At 70.3% G+C, this 18,282-nt stretch carries 13 protein-coding genes; 10 read left to right on the top strand and 3 right to left on the bottom strand.

What is annotated here, in order from left to right:
- The first annotated feature begins 168 nt into the window (after positions 1–168).
- The 4 genes from rpoB (at position 169) to ACS3YM_RS01300 (ending at position 9,805) form a co-directional block, all read left to right on the top strand.
- Positions 169–3,750, top strand: coding sequence for a DNA-directed RNA polymerase subunit beta (rpoB, locus tag ACS3YM_RS01285; RefSeq protein WP_439938237.1), 3,582 nt, complete (start codon positions 169–171; stop codon positions 3,748–3,750).
- A gap of 89 nt (positions 3,751–3,839) precedes the next feature.
- Positions 3,840–7,685 carry a DNA-directed RNA polymerase subunit beta' gene (locus tag ACS3YM_RS01290; RefSeq protein WP_439938238.1) on the top strand — a complete coding sequence of 1,282 codons (3,846 nt, stop codon included), beginning with the start codon at positions 3,840–3,842 and terminating at the stop codon, positions 7,683–7,685.
- 87 nt (positions 7,686–7,772) lie between these two features.
- Positions 7,773–9,020 carry a geranylgeranyl reductase family protein gene (locus ACS3YM_RS01295; protein ID WP_439938239.1) on the top strand — a complete coding sequence of 416 codons (1,248 nt, stop codon included), beginning with the start codon at positions 7,773–7,775 and terminating at the stop codon, positions 9,018–9,020.
- Positions 9,017–9,805 (top strand): lysophospholipid acyltransferase family protein, encoded by a 789-nt coding sequence (locus ACS3YM_RS01300; protein ID WP_439938240.1) that lies wholly within the window; start codon positions 9,017–9,019, stop codon positions 9,803–9,805. Before ACS3YM_RS01295 ends, ACS3YM_RS01300 begins: the two co-directional genes overlap by 4 nt.
- Here ACS3YM_RS01300 and ACS3YM_RS01305 read toward each other — a convergent pair.
- Positions 9,780–10,805, bottom strand: a complete 1,026-nt coding sequence (locus ACS3YM_RS01305) for an acyltransferase family protein (RefSeq protein ID WP_439938241.1) — start codon at positions 10,803–10,805, stop codon at positions 9,780–9,782. The genes ACS3YM_RS01300 and ACS3YM_RS01305 overlap by 26 nt on opposite strands.
- Before the next feature lie 31 nt (positions 10,806–10,836).
- On the opposite strand from ACS3YM_RS01305, the gene ACS3YM_RS01310 reads away from it, so the two are divergent.
- The 4 genes from ACS3YM_RS01310 to ACS3YM_RS01325 all read left to right on the top strand — a co-directional run bounded on the left by ACS3YM_RS01310 (position 10,837) and on the right by ACS3YM_RS01325 (position 15,462).
- Positions 10,837–11,727 (top strand): NUDIX domain-containing protein, encoded by an 891-nt coding sequence (locus ACS3YM_RS01310; RefSeq protein WP_439938242.1) that lies wholly within the window; start codon positions 10,837–10,839, stop codon positions 11,725–11,727.
- Entirely contained in the window at positions 11,720–13,003 is a 1,284-nt protein-coding gene (locus ACS3YM_RS01315; RefSeq protein ID WP_439938243.1) for a hydroxyacid-oxoacid transhydrogenase, read from the top strand. The genes ACS3YM_RS01310 and ACS3YM_RS01315 overlap by 8 nt, the downstream gene beginning before the upstream one ends.
- 364 nt (positions 13,004–13,367) lie before the next feature.
- Positions 13,368–14,585: a class I SAM-dependent methyltransferase gene (locus ACS3YM_RS01320; protein WP_439938244.1), complete on the top strand. Its 1,218-nt coding sequence runs from the start codon at positions 13,368–13,370 to the stop codon at positions 14,583–14,585.
- Positions 14,578–15,462 carry a hypothetical protein gene (locus ACS3YM_RS01325; protein ID WP_439938245.1) on the top strand — a complete coding sequence of 295 codons (885 nt, stop codon included), beginning with the start codon at positions 14,578–14,580 and terminating at the stop codon, positions 15,460–15,462. The genes ACS3YM_RS01320 and ACS3YM_RS01325 overlap by 8 nt, the downstream gene beginning before the upstream one ends.
- Before the next feature lie 18 nt (positions 15,463–15,480).
- Here the strand turns inward: ACS3YM_RS01325 and ACS3YM_RS01330 are convergent, their stop codons facing one another.
- Together ACS3YM_RS01330 and ACS3YM_RS01335 are read right to left on the bottom strand one after the other, a co-directional pair.
- Complete coding sequence (locus tag ACS3YM_RS01330; protein ID WP_439938246.1) at positions 15,481–16,170, bottom strand: aspartate/glutamate racemase family protein; 690 nt, start codon at positions 16,168–16,170, stop codon at positions 15,481–15,483.
- 20 nt (positions 16,171–16,190) lie between these two features.
- The gene (locus ACS3YM_RS01335) at positions 16,191–16,943 is read right to left on the bottom strand and encodes an SDR family NAD(P)-dependent oxidoreductase (RefSeq protein ID WP_439938247.1); all 753 of its coding nucleotides are present in this window, start codon (positions 16,941–16,943) and stop codon (positions 16,191–16,193) included.
- Positions 16,944–16,968: 25 nt separating this feature from the next.
- Here ACS3YM_RS01335 and ACS3YM_RS01340 point away from each other — a divergent pair, with 25 nt between their 5' ends.
- Positions 16,969–17,850 (top strand): RNase H family protein, encoded by an 882-nt coding sequence (locus ACS3YM_RS01340; RefSeq protein ID WP_439938248.1) that lies wholly within the window; start codon positions 16,969–16,971, stop codon positions 17,848–17,850.
- A gap of 36 nt (positions 17,851–17,886) precedes the next feature.
- A complete protein-coding gene (locus ACS3YM_RS01345) occupies positions 17,887–18,255 on the top strand; it encodes a hypothetical protein (RefSeq protein WP_439938249.1) in 369 nt (122 codons plus the stop codon).
- Positions 18,256–18,282: the final 27 nt, after the last annotated feature.

The following is an 18,282-nucleotide window of genomic DNA, read 5'->3' on the forward strand; positions in this document are numbered from 1 at the left end:
AACGCGTGGACCTGTCCCTCACGGGAGATCAACCCCGCGTTTGAGGTGTGTCCCGAGTTCGGCTATGGTGTCTCTTTGCGCCTGCCCTCATATGCCCGACGCCCTCCGGACGGCTGTTGCGGTGGTCGGCCGGCGCCGAGATCGCTTGCACATTTGTGAGGACACCTCTTGGCCGCGCGCAGCTCCGCTGGTAACCACCGTCGCACCTCTTTCGCAAAGATCACCGAACCTCTCGAGGTTCCCCCGCTCATCTCGCTCCAGACCAGCAGCTTCGACTGGCTGGTCGGTGGAGAGCGATGGGAGTCGGAGGTGGCTGCCCGCAGGGCCGCCGGTGAGGACGTCTCCGAGAAGACCGGTCTGCAGGAGATCTTCGAGGAGATCTCCCCGATCGAGGACTTCTCCGAGACGATGATGCTCTCCTTCGACAACCCCGTCTTCCTGGACGAGAAGTACACCGAGGAGGAGTGCAAGGAGAAGGACTTCACCTACTCCCGCCCCCTCTACGTCTCGGCCGAGTTCATGAACCACGAGACCGGTGAGATCAAGGGCCAGACGGTCTTCATGGGCGACTTCCCCATGATGACCAAGAAGGGCACCTTCATCATCAACGGCACCGAGCGCGTCGTCGTGTCGCAGCTCGTCCGTTCGCCCGGCGTCTACTTCGAGTCGACCCCGGACAAGACCTCGGACAAGGACATCTTCACCGCCAAGCTCATCCCGAGCCGTGGCGCGTGGCTGGAGTTCGAGATCGACAAGCGCGACCTGGTCGGCGTACGCCTCGACCGCAAGCGCAAGCAGAACGTCACCGTCCTGCTCAAGGCCCTCGGCTGGACCACCGACCAGATCCGCGAGGAGTTCGGTCAGTACGAGTCCATGATGCTGACCCTCGAGAAGGACAGCGTCCGCTACGAGGTCGTCTACGAGGAGCTCCAGAAGAAGGCGCGGGGCGAGGCCCCAACCGCCGAGCAGGTCAACGACGAGGTCACCCGCCTCGCGCTGCTCGACATCTACCGCAAGCTCCGCCCGGGCGAGCCGCCGACGGCGGAGGCCGCGCAGACGCTCCTCAACAACTACTACTTCAACTCCAAGCGCTACGACCTGGCGAAGGTCGGCCGCTACAAGATCAACAAGAAGCTCGGTCTCCACGAGGCGTTCGACCAGCAGACGCTGACCATCGACGACGTCGTGGCCGCCATCCGCTACGTCGTGCAGCTGCACGCCGCGGGTGTGCAGGTCGAGGCGCCCGACCTGGTCGACGCCTCCGGCACGCCGGTCGAGGGCCCGGACGGCGCCCCCGTCAAGGTCCAGGCCGACGACATCGACCACTTCGGCAACCGCCGCATGCGCACGGTCGGCGAGCTCATCCAGAACCAGCTCCGCACGGGCCTGGCCCGCATGGAGCGCGTGGTCCGCGAGCGGATGACGACCCAGGACGTCGAGGCCATCACGCCGCAGTCCCTGATCAACATCCGTCCCGTGGTCGCGGCGCTGAAGGAGTTCTTCGGCACCTCGCAGCTGAGCCAGTTCATGGACCAGACCAACCCGATCGCCGGCCTGACGCACAAGCGTCGCCTCTCGGCGCTCGGTCCCGGTGGTCTGTCCCGTGACCGGGCCGGCATGGAGGTCCGTGACGTCCACCCGTCGCACTACGGCCGCATGTGCCCCATCGAGACCCCTGAAGGCCCCAACATCGGTCTGATCGGCTCGCTGGCCTCCTACGGCCGGATCAACCCCTTCGGCTTCGTCGAGACCCCCTACCGCAAGGTCGAGGGCGGCGTGGTCACCGACCAGATCGACTACCTCACCGCCGACGACGAGGACCGCTACGTCATCGCGCAGGCCAACGCGCCGCTCGACTCCTCGATGCGCTTCGTCGAGGAGCGCGTCCTGGTCCGCCAGAAGAACGGCGAGGTCGACGCGATCCTGCGTGACGAGGTCGACTACATGGACGTCTCGCCGCGCCAGATGGTGTCGGTCGCGACGGCCCTGATCCCGTTCCTCGAGCACGACGACGCCAACCGCGCGCTCATGGGCGCCAACATGCAGCGCCAGGCCGTGCCGCTGATCACCAGCGACAGCCCGCTGGTCGGCACCGGCATGGAGTACCGCGCCGCCGTCGACGCCGGTGACGTCGTCGTCGCCGACAACGCCGGTGTGGTGAAGGAGGTGTCCGCCGACGCCATCGAGACGATGAACGACGACGGCACCTACCAGACCTACAAGCTGGCCAAGTTCCGTCGCTCCAACCAGGGCACCTGCATCAACCAGCGCCCGCTGGTGAAGGCCGGTGACCGCCTCGAGGTCGGCACGCCGATCGCCGACGGTCCCTGCACCGACGACGCCGAGATGGCGCTGGGCACCAACCTGCTCGTCGCCTTCATGCCCTGGCAGGGTCACAACTACGAGGACGCGATCATCCTCAGCCAGCGCCTGGTGCAGGAGGACGTCCTCACCTCGATCCACATCGAGGAGCACGAGGTCGACGCCCGCGACACCAAGCTCGGCCCCGAGGAGATCACGCGGGACATCCCCAACGTCTCCGAGGAGGGCCTGGCCGACCTCGACGAGCGCGGCATCATCCGCATCGGCGCCGAGGTCACCACCGGTGACATCCTCGTCGGCAAGGTCACGCCCAAGGGCGAGACCGAGCTGACCCCCGAGGAGCGCCTGCTCCGCGCGATCTTCGGCGAGAAGGCGCGCGAGGTGCGCGACACCTCGATGAAGGTGCCCCACGGTGAGTCCGGCACGGTCATCGGCGTGCGGGTCTTCGACCGCGAGGACGGCGACGACCTTCCTCCGGGCGTCAACCAGCTGGTCCGCGTCTACGTCGCCCAGAAGCGCAAGATCTCGGTCGGTGACAAGCTCGCCGGTCGCCACGGCAACAAGGGCGTCATCGCCAAGATCCTGCCCGTCGAGGACATGCCGTTCATGGAGGACGGCACGCCGGTCGACGTCGTGCTCAACCCGCTGGGTGTGCCGCGTCGTATGAACATCGGCCAGATCCTCGAGCTCCACCTGGGCTGGCTCGCCAAGCAGGGCTGGGACCTCAACCTCTCCGGCGAGAAGGGCAACGCCGACTGGAAGCAGCGCCTCATCGACATCGGCGCCGACAAGGCCGACCCCAACACCAAGGTCGCGACCCCGGTGTTCGACGGTGCCCGCGAGGACGAGATCACCGGTCTGCTCGGCTCCACCCTGCCCAACCGAGACGGTGAGCGGATGGTCAAGGAGGACGGCAAGGCCGCCCTCTTCGACGGTCGTTCGGGTGAGCCGTTCCCGGAGCCGGTGGCCGTGGGCTACATGTACATCCTCAAGCTGCACCACCTCGTCGACGACAAGATCCACGCTCGCTCGACCGGCCCCTACTCGATGATCACGCAGCAGCCCCTGGGCGGCAAGGCCCAGTTCGGCGGCCAGCGGTTCGGCGAGATGGAGGTCTGGGCGATGGAGGCCTACGGCGCTGCCTATGCCCTCCAGGAGCTGCTCACGATCAAGTCCGACGACGTGCCCGGCCGCGTGAAGGTCTACGAGGCGATCGTCAAGGGCGAGAACATCCCCGACTCGGGCATCCCGGAGTCGTTCAAGGTGCTCGTCAAGGAGATGCAGTCCCTCTGCCTCAACGTCGAGGTGCTCACGCACGACGGGTCGACCATCGAGCTCAAGGATGCCGAGGAAGACGTCTTCCGGGCCGCCGAGGAGCTCGGCATCGACCTGTCGCGCCGCGAGCCCAGCTCCGTCGAAGAAGTCTGAGTGCGTCGGTACGCCGGCTCCGGCCGGCGTACCGCCCCTCAGTCCCCAGCTCAACTTTTTCCACGAACTAACGAAGGACTCACAGCCAAGTGCTTGACGTTAACTTCTTCGACCAGCTTCAGATCGGCCTGGCCACCGCGGACGAGATCCGCACGTGGAGCCACGGTGAGGTCAAGAAGCCGGAGACCATCAACTACCGCACGCTCAAGCCCGAGCGTGACGGCCTCTTCTGCGAGAAGATCTTCGGTCCCACGCGGGACTGGGAGTGCTACTGCGGCAAGTACAAGCGCGTGCGCTTCAAGGGCATCATCTGTGAGCGCTGTGGCGTCGAGGTGACCCGGTCCAAGGTGCGTCGTGAGCGCATGGGCCACATCGAGCTCGCTGCTCCCGTGACCCACATCTGGTACTTCAAGGGCGTCCCGTCGCGCCTGGGCTACCTGCTCGACCTGGCGCCGAAGGACCTCGAGAAGGTCATCTACTTCGCCGCCTACATGATCACCTCGGTCGACGAGGACGCGCGCCACCGCGACCAGGAGTCCCTGGAGAACAAGGTCGGCCTGGAGCGCGAGCGCCTCGAGAAGCGTCGCGACACCTCCGTGGAGGACCGCGCCAAGAAGCTCGAGGAGGACCTCGCCACCCTCGAGGCCGAGGGTGCCAAGGCCGACGCCAAGCGCAAGGTGCGCGACGGCGCCGACCGCGAGATGAACCAGCTCCGTGACCGCGCCAACCGTGAGATCGCGCGTCTCGAGGAGGTCTGGGACACGTTCAAGAACCTCAAGGTGCAGGACCTGCTCGGCGACGAGCTCCTCTACCGCGAGATGAAGAACTGGTTCGGCAAGTACTTCGAGGGCCACATGGGCGCCACCGCGATCCAGCGGCGCCTCCAGGACTTCGACATCGAGGCCGAGGTCGAGTCGCTGCGCGACACGATCGCCAACGGCAAGGGCCAGCGCAAGGTCCGCGCCCTCAAGCGCCTCAAGGTCGTCGACGCCTTCCGCAAGACCGGCAACCAGCCCATCGGCATGGTGCTCGACGCCGTGCCGGTGATCCCGCCGGACCTGCGCCCGATGGTCCAGCTCGACGGTGGCCGCTTCGCCACCTCCGACCTGAACGACCTCTACCGCCGCGTCATCAACCGCAACAACCGCCTCAAGCGACTGCTCGACCTCGGTGCTCCCGAGATCATCGTCAACAACGAGAAGCGGATGCTGCAGGAGGCTGTCGACAGCCTCTTCGACAACGGTCGTCGTGGTCGCCCGGTCACCGGGCCGGGCAATCGCCCGCTCAAGTCGCTGTCCGACATGCTCAAGGGCAAGCAGGGTCGCTTCCGCCAGAACCTGCTCGGCAAGCGCGTGGACTACTCGGGCCGTTCGGTCATCGTGTCGGGCCCGCAGCTCAAGCTGCACCAGTGCGGTCTGCCCAAGCAGATGGCGCTCGAGCTGTTCAAGCCGTTCGTGATGAAGCGCCTCGTCGACCTGTCGCACGCGCAGAACATCAAGTCGGCCAAGCGGATGGTCGAGCGTGCGCGCCCGGTCGTGTGGGACGTCCTCGAAGAGGTCATCACCGAGCACCCCGTGCTGCTCAACCGTGCGCCCACCCTGCACCGCCTCGGCATCCAGGCCTTCGAGCCGCAGCTGATCGAGGGCAAGGCCATCCAGATCCACCCGCTCGTCTGCGGCGCGTTCAACGCCGACTTCGACGGTGACCAGATGGCCGTCCACCTCCCGCTGTCCGCGGAGGCGCAGGCCGAGGCTCGCATCCTGATGCTGTCGACCAACAACATCCTCAAGCCGTCGGACGGCCGTCCGGTGACCATGCCCTCGCAGGACATGATCATCGGCCTGTTCTGGCTCACCGCCGAGCGTGACGGTGAGCTCGGCGAGGGTCGCGTCTTCTCGTCCCCGGCCGAGGCGATCATGGCCTACGACCGTGGCGAGATCGGCCTGCAGAGCAAGATCCGGATCCGCCTCGACGACATCGTGCCCCCGCTCGACCTCGAGCTCGGTGCCGACTGGGAGGAGCGGACCGCGATCCTGCTCGACACGACCCTGGGTCGCGTCTACTTCAACGACACCCTCCCGGCGGACTACCCGTTCGTCAACGAGGAGGTCGGCAAGAAGCGCCTCGGCGCGATCGTCAACGACCTGGCCGAGCGCTACACCAAGGTCCAGGTCGCGGCATCGCTCGACGCCCTCAAGGACGCCGGCTTCCACTGGGCCACGCGCTCGGGTGTGACCGTCTCGATCGACGACGTCACCACGCCCGACAGCAAGGCCGAGATCCTGGGCCGCTACGAGGCGCAGGCCGAGAAGGTCCAGAAGAACTACGAGCGCGGTGTGATGACCGACGACGAGCGTCGTCAGGAGCTCATCGAGCTGTGGACCCAGGCTGCTGCCGAGGTCGGTCGTGCGATGGAGACCAACTTCGACCGCAAGAACCCGATCTACATGATGGTCGACTCGGGCGCGTCCGGAAACATGAACCAGATCCGGCAGGTCGCGGCCATGCGTGGTCTGGTGGCCAACCCGAAGGGCGAGATCATCCCGCGCCCGATCAAGGCCAACTTCCGCGAGGGCCTCTCGGTGCTCGAGTACTTCATCTCGACCCACGGTGCCCGCAAGGGCCTGGCCGACACCGCGCTCCGCACCGCCGACTCGGGCTACCTGACCCGTCGTCTGGTGGACGTGTCGCAGGACGTCATCATCCGTGAGGACGACTGCGGCACCGAGCGTGGCCTGCCCAAGCGCATCGACGACGAGCACGTGGAGACCTCGGCCTACGCCCGGGCCTCCGCCGTCGAGATCACCCACCCGGAGACCGGCGAGGTCCTCGCCGCCGCCGGTGAGGACCTGGGCGACGTCAAGATCGGCGAGCTCGTGGCGGCCGGCATCAGCGAGGTCAAGGTCCGCTCGGTCCTGACCTGCGACGCCCGCACCGGCACCTGCGCCAAGTGCTACGGCCGCTCGCTGGCCACCGGCCAGCTGGTCGACATCGGTGAGGCGGTCGGCATCATCGCCGCGCAGTCCATCGGTGAGCCCGGCACGCAGCTGACCATGCGCACCTTCCACACCGGTGGTGTGGCCTCGGCCGACGACATCACGCAGGGTCTGCCCCGTGTGGTCGAGCTCTTCGAGGCCCGCTCGCCCAAGGGTCGTACGCCGATCTCGGAGTCCGCCGGTCGCGTCAAGATCGAGGAGACCGACAAGGCCCGCGTCGTCGTGGTCACCCCCGACGACGGCTCCGAGCCCCAGGAGATCCCGGTCTCGAAGCGCTCGCGCCTCAACGTCGAGGACGGCCAGCACATCGAGGTGGGTCACCACATCACCTCGGGTACGCCGGACCCGCAGGACGTGCTGCGCATCCTCGGTGTCCGCAAGGCCCAGGAGCACCTCGTGGACGAGGTCCAGGAGGTCTACCGGTCGCAGGGCGTGTCGATCCACGACAAGCACATCGAGATCATCATCCGCCAGATGCTGCGCCGGGTGACGGTCATCGAGTCCGGTGACACCAACCTGCTCCCGTCCGACCTGGTCGACCGGGTGCGGTTCGAGGAGGAGAACCGTCGCGTGGTCTCCGAGGGCGGCAAGCCGGCCTCGGGTCGCCCGGTCCTCATGGGCATCACCAAGGCCTCGCTCGCGACCGAGTCGTGGCTCTCGGCGGCCTCCTTCCAGGAGACCACCCGAGTCCTCACCGACGCCGCGATCAACGGCCGCTCCGACAGCCTGCGTGGCCTGAAGGAGAACGTGATCATCGGAAAGCTCATCCCGGCCGGCACCGGCCTCGAGCGTTACCGCAACATCCGGGTGGAGCCCACCGAGGAGGCGCGCGCAGCGGCCTACTCGGTCACCGGCTACGACTCCTACGACTACGACTTCGGTCCGTCGTCGCAGGCCGTCGCACTCGACGACTTCGATTTCGGTTCCTACCAGAACTGAGCGCGGTCACCCGAGCCCCGGTCCCCTCGTGGGGGCCGGGGCTCGGCCCATTTCCGCGGATGCCGACCCTGCTGAGAGAATTCCGCCGTGACGCCCCCCTCCTCCCGTCCCACATCGACCGACGTCCTCGTCGTCGGCGCCGGCCCGGCCGGCTCCGCCGCGGCTGCCTGGGCGGCGCGCGCCGGCCTCGACGTCGTGCTCGCGGACGCGGCCACCTTCCCGCGCGACAAGACCTGCGGCGACGGCCTCACGCCCCGCGCGATCGGGGAGATGCAGAAGCTCGGCCTCGAGGACTGGCTGCGCGCGCACACCGTCAACCACGGCCTGCGCGCCCACGGCTTCGGCCAGACCCTGCTGCTCCCGTGGCCCGGCGGGTCCCTGCCCGACTGGGGGTCCGCGGTGGCGCGCACCGAGCTCGACGACCACCTGCGCACGGTGGCCATCAAGAGCGGCGCCCTCGCGATCGACGACGCCCGCGCGGTCGGCGTACGCCGTGACGGCGAGCGGGTGGCGGCCGTCGAGCTCAAGGGAGCCGACGGCACCTTCGAGATCGCCTGCCAGTGGCTCGTCGTCGCGGACGGCGTGCGCTCGCCGCTCGGCAAGTTGCTGGGCCGTGAGTGGCACCGCGACACGGTCTACGCCGTGGCCGGCCGGTCCTACGTCGACTCCGAGATGTCCGACGACCCGTGGATCAGCTCGCACCTCGAGCTACGCGACGACCGGGGTGAGCTCGTGTCGGGCTACGGCTGGATCTTCCCGCTGGGCAACGGCACGGTGAACCTCGGCGCCGGCACGCTGGCCACCAGCAGGCGGCCGGCCGAGGTGGCGATCAAGCCGCTGATGCAGACCTACGCCGACACCATCGGAGACGACTTCGGGCTCTCCGGCGACCTGCGGATGCCGACGTCGGCCCTGCTGCCGATGGGCGGCGCGGTGAGCAACGTCGCCGGGCCCAACTGGGCACTCATCGGCGACGCGGCGGCCTGCGTCAACCCGCTCAACGGCGAGGGCATCGACTACGGCCTCGAGACCGGGCGCCTGGTCGCCGAGCACATCGCCGGTGGCGCCGGCCTCGGCGAGGCCTGGCGCGCCACGCTGGTCGAGCACTACGGCGAGGCGTTCTCGATCGCCCGCCGGCTCGCCGGCATCGCGACCCACCCCAAGGTGGTCTCCGCCCTCGGGCCTGCCGGCATGCGCTCGGACTGGCTCATGGCCCTGGCCCTGCGGTGGATGGGCAACCTGGTCGACGACGCCGACCGGGACCGGGCCGCGCGGGTGTGGCGCTGGGCCGGCAAGCGCTCGATGGCGCGCGACGCCCGCCCGCCCTTCCAGTGAGCCGGGAGCGGACCTACCGCTTCGCCGTCGCACTCGGCCACGGTGCGATGCGGGCGCTCGACCTCACGGTCGAGGGCATCGGTGCGGAGCATGTGCCGACCCGCGGACCGGTGCTGCTCGCCGCCACCCACGTCTCCTACCCGGACTTCGTCTTCATCCAGTCCGCCGCGCGCTCGAGCGGGCGGTTCGTTCGCTTCATGACCCGCCACGACGTGTGGCACGTGCCCGGCCTGGCGCGGCCGATGGACGCGATGCGGCACATCCCGGTGGACCGCCAGGCGCCGGCAGCGGCGTACGTCAAGGCGCGTCGGCTGCTGCGCGAGGGGGAGGCGGTCTGCGCGTTCCCTGAGGCCGGGATCAGCTATTCCTACACCGTGCGTTCGCTCATGCGCGGAGTGGCCAGCCTGGCGCGCGAGACCGGGGCGCCCGTGGTGCCGGTCGCGCTGTGGGGGCCGCAACGGGTCTACTCCGTCGGCGTGCCCGACGAGCGCGGGAAGGAGCCCCGGCCGAGCTTGCGGCGCGGGCGGCGGGTCGACGTCTCCTTTGGTCGACCCGTCACGGTCGGTCCCGACGAAGACCTGACCGAGTGGACGTGCCACCTCGGGGCGTTGCTCACCGACCAGCTCGAGGAGCTGCAGAGGCTCCCGCACCACGTCCCGCGTCCGGGCGAGCGCGCTCCGTGGTACCCCGCGCACCTGGGCGGTCACGCGCCGACGCGGGCAGAGGCGGCCCACCTCGACGTGGTGCCGCGCTCGGCGGTCAGCCCGACGTGGGGGCCGGGGTAGGACGCGCTCGGCGCTTCTCGAGCCAGCCGAGCGGGTTGGTGAACGGCTCCAGCACGCGCCGTACGGGCGGGGAGGCCAGGAGCAGCGTCAGCGCCACCGCGCCGAGCATCGTGAGGACCAGGCCGGTGACGGGGTAGGACGCGGTGAACTCGGGCCAGCCGAGCGCCTTGAACGTCTTGATGACGAAGCCGTGGAAGAGGTAGATCACCATCGTCGCGGTGCCCATCGTGGTGAACCAGCCGAGGCTGCGCCGCGGCACCAGCGACATCGCCGCGAAGGCGCCGACCAGGCCGACCATCATCACCGTGAGCCGGGTCTGGAAGACGAACTCGTTGTCGATCGGGATCTCGGAGTAGCCCGTGTCGTACCAGAGCAGCGCCGACTCCGCCCACGTGTCGGTGTAGATCGCCATGATCCCGATGCCGACGAGCATCGGCACCGCCGCGACCTTCACCCACACGTCGTCGAGGTGTGCGAGGTGGCGGGGCTTGAGGTGCAGGCCGAGCACGAAGAACGGCAGCAGGCCCAGGAAGCGGGGGATCATCAGGGCCTCGGTGTCCCAGATCCCGCCGACCAGGCTGACGATCACCGAGAGCGGCAGGAAGAGCCAGTGCCGCTTGAGGACCGGGGTGATGAGGCGCCACATCAGCAGCACGATGAGGTACCACATGGTCCAGTGCGGCTCGAACCACAGAGGGCCCGTCACTCCTTCGCCGACGACCTCGCGGCGGTAGTAGAAGAGCGCCGGCTCGAAGAGCAGGTAGGGGATCGCCAGCGTGTACACCAGGCTCTTGAGCCTGCGGTGGTCCCACTCGAAGGACTTGGAGAGGTAGCCGCTCACGAACACGAACGCCGGGATGTGCCACAGGTAGATGAAGTCGTACACCCAGTGGCTGCCGGCGGTGTCCTCGACCAGGCCGATCGCGTGCCCCACGACGACCAGGGTGATCAGCACCATCTTGACGTTGTCGAGCCACGGATCGCGGGACGGGGGAGGCACGGCGCTCACCGTACTTCACTAGGTTGTGGACATGGGATCCCTGCCGAGGCGCCAGCGCGTGGGTGCGTACGCCGTGATGCTGCGCGAGCGCGACGGACGCGTCGAGGTCCTCCTGAGCCGCCTGTCGCGCAGGGTCTCGCGCACCGAGCTCTGGACGCTCCCGGGCGGTGGGCTCGACCACGGCGAGGACCCCCGCACCGCGGTGATCCGCGAGATCCACGAGGAGACCGGGCTCGACGCGACGGTGGGCGAGACGGCCCACGTCTACAGCTCCCACCTCCCGCGCGCCTCGCGTGACGGGCTGCTCGTCGACGCCCACGCGATCCGCATCGTCTACGACGGCTGGGTCGCGCCGAACGCTCCGACCCCACGGGTGGTCGAGGTCGACGGCTCCACGGCCGAGGCCGCGTGGAAGCCGCTCGAGGACGTGGTCTCGGGGACGGTCCCGGTCGCGGGGCTGGTCACCGAGGCGCTGGTCGACCACCTGCCCTTCCGGCTGCAGCGGGTGGCGGCGTACGCCGTCGTGCGACGCGGCGGCGACGTGCTGCTCACCCAGCTCTCGACGCGGGCGGCGCACCCGGGGAGGTGGACCCTTCCCGGCGGAGGCGTGGACCACGGCGAGCACCCCGCGGTCGCGCTGGCGCGCGAGGTCGAGGAGGAGTGCGGCCTGCCGTGCGAGGTGACGGGCCTCGTCGGCGTCCACGACACCCACTTCTTCGGCAACGCGCCGTCGGGCCGCATCGAGGACTACCACGGCGTCCACCTGCTCTTCAGCGCCACGGTCGGCGACGGCGAGCCGCGCGTGCTGGAGGTCGACGGCACCACCGAGGCCGCCGCGTGGGTGCCGCTCCACGACATCGAGTCGGGCGAGGTCGAGGTGCTCGACCTCGTGCGCCACGCCCTGGGAGGCACCCGTGACTGAGTCCGTCTTCACCTACGCCGCGCCCGGCCTGAAGTTCGGTCGTGGTGCCAGCAACGAGATCGGCTGGGACGTCCGGCAGCTCGTCGCCACCGCCGGGGGCGCGGCCCGGCGGGTCCTGCTCGTCACCGACCCCGGTGTGGCCGCGACGGGACACCCGACGCGGATCGCCGCGGCGATGGGGTCGCAGGGGCTGGACGTGACCGTGTTCGCCGGTGCGCGCGTGGAGCCGACGGACGCGTCGATGGAGGAGGCCATCGCCTTCGCCAGGGACGCCGGGCCGTTCGACGCCGTCGTCGCGGTCGGCGGCGGCTCGGCCATCGACACCGCCAAGGCCGTCGACCTGCTGCTCACCAACTCGGGCTCGCTCATGGACTACGTCAACGCGCCGGTCGGCGGCGGCCGCCCGCCGGAGCACCCGCTGCTGCCCCTGGTGGCGGTGCCCACCACCACCGGCACGGGCGCGGAGTCGACGACCATCTGCGTCCTCGACGTCCTGGCGCTGAAGGTCAAGACCGGCATCTCCCACGCCCGGCTGCGACCCACCCTCGCCGTCGTCGACCCGGACCTCACCATGACCCAACCGGCCATGGTGACCGCGTCGTGCGGGATGGACATCCTCTGCCACGCGCTCGAGAGCTGGACCGCGCGCTGGTTCGGCGACTTCGACGCCAAGCGGCCCGAGCAGCGCGTGCCCTACTGCGGTGCCAACCCGATCGCCGACATGTGGTCGGAGAAGGCCATGTCGCTGCTCGCGGGCGCCTTCCGCCGGGCCGTGCGCGACGGGTCGGACGGCGAGGCGCGCGAGCAGATGGCGCTGGCGGCGACCTTCGCCGGGCTGGGCTTCGGCAACGCCGGCGTCCACGTGCCGCACGCCTGCGCCTACCCGATCGCCGGCCGGGTGCGGGACTACCGCCCCGAGGGATATCCGGCCGACGAGCCGATCGTGCCGCACGGCATGGCGGTGGTGATGACGGCACCGGCCGCCTTCGCGCTGACCTTCGAGGCCTCGCCCGAGCGCCACCTCCGCGCCGCGGAGCTCCTGGGTGGCCCCTCCTCGTCCGTGGCCGGCCCCGAGGCGCTGCCCGACGTGCTGCGCGGGCTGATGCGTGACGTCGGCCTGCCCAGTGGCCTCGCGGAGATCGGCTACGACAGCTCCGACGTGGACGACCTGGTCGAGGGCGCGCTCAAGCAGCAGCGGTTGCTCGCCACGGCCCCCATCGACGTGACGGCCGACGACCTCGCCACCGTGTTCACGAGGTCGCTCGAGCACTGGTGACGCGCTCCTAGAGGGTGGCGGCACACGACATGGCCGCCGTCCAGGGTGGCGGCACACGACATGGCTGTCGCCCAGGGTGGCGGCATACGACATGGCCGCCGTCCAGGGTGGCGGCATACGACCGGTTTCGAGCCTTTGGACATGTCGGGTGCCGCCAGGGTCGCGGATTCGACGTCGTATGCCGCCACCCTCGAGGGGTAGGGGCGCCGACGGGCGGAGGTGGTCACGCCCGTACGGACCTGCGCCGGTCGGCGGTCTGAGCACCGCCTCACTAGGATGGAGGCATGAACCCCCGCCACCGCCGACTCGTCATCCCGGTGGCGCTGGGGGCCCTCATCCTCATCGTCGTCCTCGCCGCGGTCCTGTGACGACGGACGCGTGGGCGCGCGTGCGTGCGGCCGTGCTCGACGCCGACCAGCTGGTGCGGGCCCTGGCCAGCGGTCGGCGCAAGGGACAGCCGGCGCCGGTGGTCGAGGGACGCGAGGTGCGGCGCGTCGAGGTCCGGGTCGTCGACCTCAAGGCGGGTCGCCACCTGCAGGTGACGTCGTACGACGAGACGCAGGCGCACACCACCAACCATGCGATCGGTGAGGATGCCGAGGCCGCGGTGGACGCGCTGCTCGCCCAGCCGTTCGCCAACTGGCACGTCGACACCGCCGGCGAGACGCACCAGCTGCGGGTGACGAAGAAGGGCGTGCCGATGCTGCACACCTCCGTGCGCTCCGAGGACGTGGAGGTGGCGCGCGAGCACGACCGGGCCAAGGACCGGCTGCTCGCCGAGGACGACCCGGTCCTGGTCGCACTGGGCATCAGCGACGCGCACGGCCGGGTGAAGCCGACCCGCCAGGCCAAGTACCGGCAGGTCGAGGAGTTCCTCCGGCTGCTGGACGCCAGCCTCGCCGAGGCCATGGCCCAGGGCCAGGTGCGCACGCCCACCGCGGACGACCCGCTGCGGATCGCGGACCTCGGCTGCGGCAACGCCTACCTGACCTTCGCCGCCCACGCGTTCCTCAGCCGTCGGCTGCCCGTCCGGATGACCGGCGTCGACGTGAAGCAGCAGTCGGCCGACCACAACTCGCAGGTCGCCGCGGGGCTCGGCATCGACGCGGACTTCGTCGTCGGCTCCATCGCCGACGCGCGACTCGACCGCGCGCCCGACGTGGTCCTGGCCCTGCACGCCTGCGACACCGCCACCGACGACGCGCTCGCCCGGGCACTGGAGTGGGGGGCCTCGCTCGTGCTCGCGGCGCCGTGCTGCCACCACGACATCGCCGCCCAGCTGCGCACCGCGAAGACGCCCGAGCCCTACGCCATGCTCACCCGCTACGGCATCCTGCGCGAGCGGTTCGCCGACACCCTCACCGACGCCCTGCGCGCCTCGCTGCTGCGTCGTGAGGGCTACCGGGTCGACGTCGTCGAGTTCGTCGAGAGCGCCCACACGCCCCGCAACACGCTGCTGCGCGCGGTCCGCACCGGCGCCGCCGGCGACGACGCGGCGAGGGAGTACGACGCGCTGCTGGCCGCGTGGGACGTACGTCCCAGGCTCGGGCAGCTGCTGGAGCAGCGGCACGGGCATGCCTGAGGCCCGACGAGTCGCCGTCGGGGTCTGCATCGCCCTGCCCTTCCTCCTCGGTGCCGCGGCCGGGGCCGGCAGCGCAGAACAGCCCGCCTTCCGGTTCACCGACCCGGACATCGTCGAGTCCAGCGGGCTGGTCGTCCTGCCCGTCACCACGACCGGTGCGCTCGTGGTCACCACCAACGACTCGGGCGACACGGGCCGGGTGTTCACCGTCGACGTCGGCTCCGGCAGCACGGTGGGCGTGACCTCGTGGACGCAGGATGCCGTGGACGTGGAGGCCCTCGCCCCCGCCGGCCCGGGCCACGTCTGGGTGGGCGACATCGGGGACAACCGCCACGTCCGCGACTTCGTCGAGGTGCTGCGGGTGCCGGTCGGCCCCGAGGACGTCGCCGCGGACCCGGACGCCTACGAGCTGGTCTATCCCGACGGCCCCCGTGACGCCGAGGCACTGGTCCGCCACCCGCTCACGGGCCAGCTCTTCGTGATCACCAAGGGTGTCTTCGCCGGCACCGTGTACGCCGCCCCGCTGCGGCTGCGCAGTGACCGGCCCAACCGGTTGACGGAGGTCGGCGAGGCGCCGGGCATGGTCACCGACGCCACGTTCCTGCCGGGCGGGGGAGGCGTGGTGATGCGGACCTACTCGACCGCCCACCTCGCCGCGTACCCGTCGTGGCAGCCGGTGACGTCGTGGGAGCTGCCCCAGCAGGAGCAGGGCGAGGGCATCGCGCTGGCCATGCGCGAGCTGCTGGTGAGCAGCGAGGGCGCGCGGTCGCAGGTGCTGAAGGTCGCGCTGCCGCCCGAGGCCGGTGCCACCGACCTGCGCGGACAGGCATGGACGGCCCTGCGCTGGCTCGCGACCGCCCGCGGGGTTCCCCTCTGACCGGTCATGGGTGGACCGTCAGGCGAGCGCCTCGTCCAGCGCCGCCTGCACGTGCAGCGTGGTGCACGGGAAGACCGGGATCTCGACGTCGGCCTGCTTGACCAGCAGCTCGAGCTCGGTGCAGCCGAGCAGCACGCCCCCGGCACCTGCGTCCCAGAGCTCCTCGATGATCGACACGACCCGGCTGCGGGTGCGGGGGAGCACGACGCCGTGGACGAGCTCCTCGTAGATCGCGTCGTTGAGGAAGTCGTGGTGGCGCGCGTCGGGCACGATGACGTGCAGGCCGTGGCTCTGAAGCCGGTCGACGAAGAACGACTCCGACATCGCGACCTTGGTGCCGATCAGGCCCACCGTCTCGATGCCCGAGGCCTTGACCGCCTCGGCCACGACGTCGGCGAGGTGCAGCACCGGGATGTCGACGGCTTCCTCGACCTGGTCTGCGACCTTGTGGAACGTGGTCGTGCACAGCAGCAGGAAGTCGGCGCCGGCGCGCTCGACGCCGCGGGCCGCCTCGGCCAGCAGCGTGCCGACCTGGTCCCAGCGCTCGTCGTCCTCGAGGTGGGTGACCTCGGCGAAGTCGACCGTGGTCAGCGCCAGCTTGGGCGAGGACAGGCCGCCCAGCCGCTCGCGCATCCCTAGGTTGAGGTCGCGGTAGTAGACCGCGCTGCTCTCCCAGCTCATCCCGCCCACGAGTCCGATGGTCTTCACGCGCGGCAGTCTTCCATGTCTCAGGACCTGTGCACCTTGTGTGCCGCTGCTTGGGCGCGCGGCTTGATGACCAGCTCGTCGATGTCGACGTGGGAGGGCCGGGTGGCGACCCACGCGATCGCGTCGGCGACGTCCTCGGCCAGCAGCGGCTGGTCCACCCCGGCGTAGACGGCGTCGGCCTTGGCCTGGTCGCCGCCGAACCGCACCAGCGAGAACTCGTCGGTGCGCACCATCCCCGGAGCCACCTCGGTGATCCGGATCGGCTCGCCGTTGAGCTCGAGCCGCAGGGTCTCGGTGACGACCTTCACGCCGTGCTTGGCGGCGGTGTAGCCGGCGCCCCCCTCGTAGGCCCACCGGCCGGCCGTCGACCCGACGTTGACGATCACGCCGTCGCCGCTCGCCCGGAGGGCGGGCAGCAGCGCCTGGGTGACGCGCACCAGCCCGAGGACGTTGACGTCGTACATCCAGCGCCAGCCGTCGAGGTCGGCGTCCTCCACCCGGTCGACGCCGACGGCGCCGCCCGCGTTGTTGACCAGGACGTGGCAGGTGGGTACGGCCGCGGCGAGGGCGGCCACCGAGTCGGGGTCGCTGATGTCGCAGGTCACGGCGACGCCGCCGATCTCCGCTGCGAGCTCCTCGATCCGCTCCGTGCGACGGGCGGCGCACACCACCCGGAAGCCCTCCTGGGCGAGTGCGCGGGCGGTGGCCGCGCCGATGCCGCTCGAGGCTCCGGTGACGACGGCGGTGCGGGGCTGGGTCTCGTCGTGGCTCATGCGCCCATCCTGCCAAGATGTCCCGGTGATCATCGCGGCGGCAGACGGTTCGGCCCTCGGGAACCCCGGTCCGGCAGGGTGGGCGTGGTACGTCGACGACACCTGCTGGGCGTCGGGCGGCTGGCCCCACGGCACCAACAACATGGGCGAGCTGATGGCGGTGCTGGACCTCCTCCAGCAGACCGCGCACCTCGACGAGGAGCTGCGCGTCTACTGCGACAGCCAGTACGTCATCAACACCATCACCAAGTGGATGGCCGGCTGGAAGCGCCGCGGCTGGCGCAAGGGCGACGGCAAGCCGGTGATGAACATCGAGCTGGTCAAGGCCCTCGACGCCGCGATGCAGGGCCGCGACGTGGACTTCGTCTGGGTCAAGGGCCACGCCGGCCACGAGCTCAACGAGGCCGCCGACCGGCTCGCCAACACGGCCGCCGTCGCTTACCGCGACGGGCGCGAGCCAGATCCGGGGCCCGGGATCCCCGACAGCTCGATCGCGCACCCGGCCGCCCGCGTCGGGCAGACCGAGCCCGAGCCCGACCTCTTCTCCTCCGAGGAGCTGGAGGCCGCCGCGCTCACCGACGAGGAGCACGTGGTCGCGATGGAGCGCTCCCTGCTCTCCGACGAGGTGCGCTCGGACCGGGCCGCGGTCGCCGCGCTGCTGCACCCGGACTGGCAGGAGGTGGGTCGGTCGGGCCGGCTGTGGACCCGCGAGGAGCAGCTCGACGTGATCGGCCCGATCGGCCCGGTGGACGTCGAGGTGATCTCGGTCGACCGGGTGGGGGCCGACGCGATCCTGCTGCTGTGGCGTACGTCGACCGCCGAGCGCTCGACGTTGCGCAGCACGCTGTGGGTGCGCTCCGGTGGGCAGTGGCAGGCCCGCTTCCACCAAGGCACCGACGAGACCTGACTGGGCCCTCGCGGTGTGTCGTGGCACACTCTCCGGATGCCCCTCGTGAAGCTCTCCGCTTCCGCCGCGCTCCTGGGTGGTCTGCTGCTGATCGTCCACGCCCTGCTCGGCGGCGGCAACGATCCCTTCTCCAGCACCCTGCACTTCGTCGGCCTGACCTGCCTGGTCGTCGCCGCGGGCGCCTTCGGCACGACGCTCGTCAAGAGCGACGCCGTCGGGATGCGCGTCGTGGTCGGCGTGGCGTCAGGCCTGCTCGCGCTCTCGATGATCGAGGCGTTCCGACCGGCCGGGACCTCGTGGTACGACGGCTTCTGGGGCGTCGTGGCCGCCGTCATCGGTGGACTCGCCCTGGCCCGCGGTCGCGGCCGGGCCACGGGGCGCGCCACCGGCGCCCACGCCCGCTGACCCACGCTTGCGGAGGCGGTGGGGAAT

Origin of the sequence: Nocardioides sp. N13(2025), assembly GCF_051912545.1 — a bacterium.
Classification (GTDB): Bacteria; Actinomycetota; Actinomycetes; order Propionibacteriales; family Nocardioidaceae; genus Nocardioides.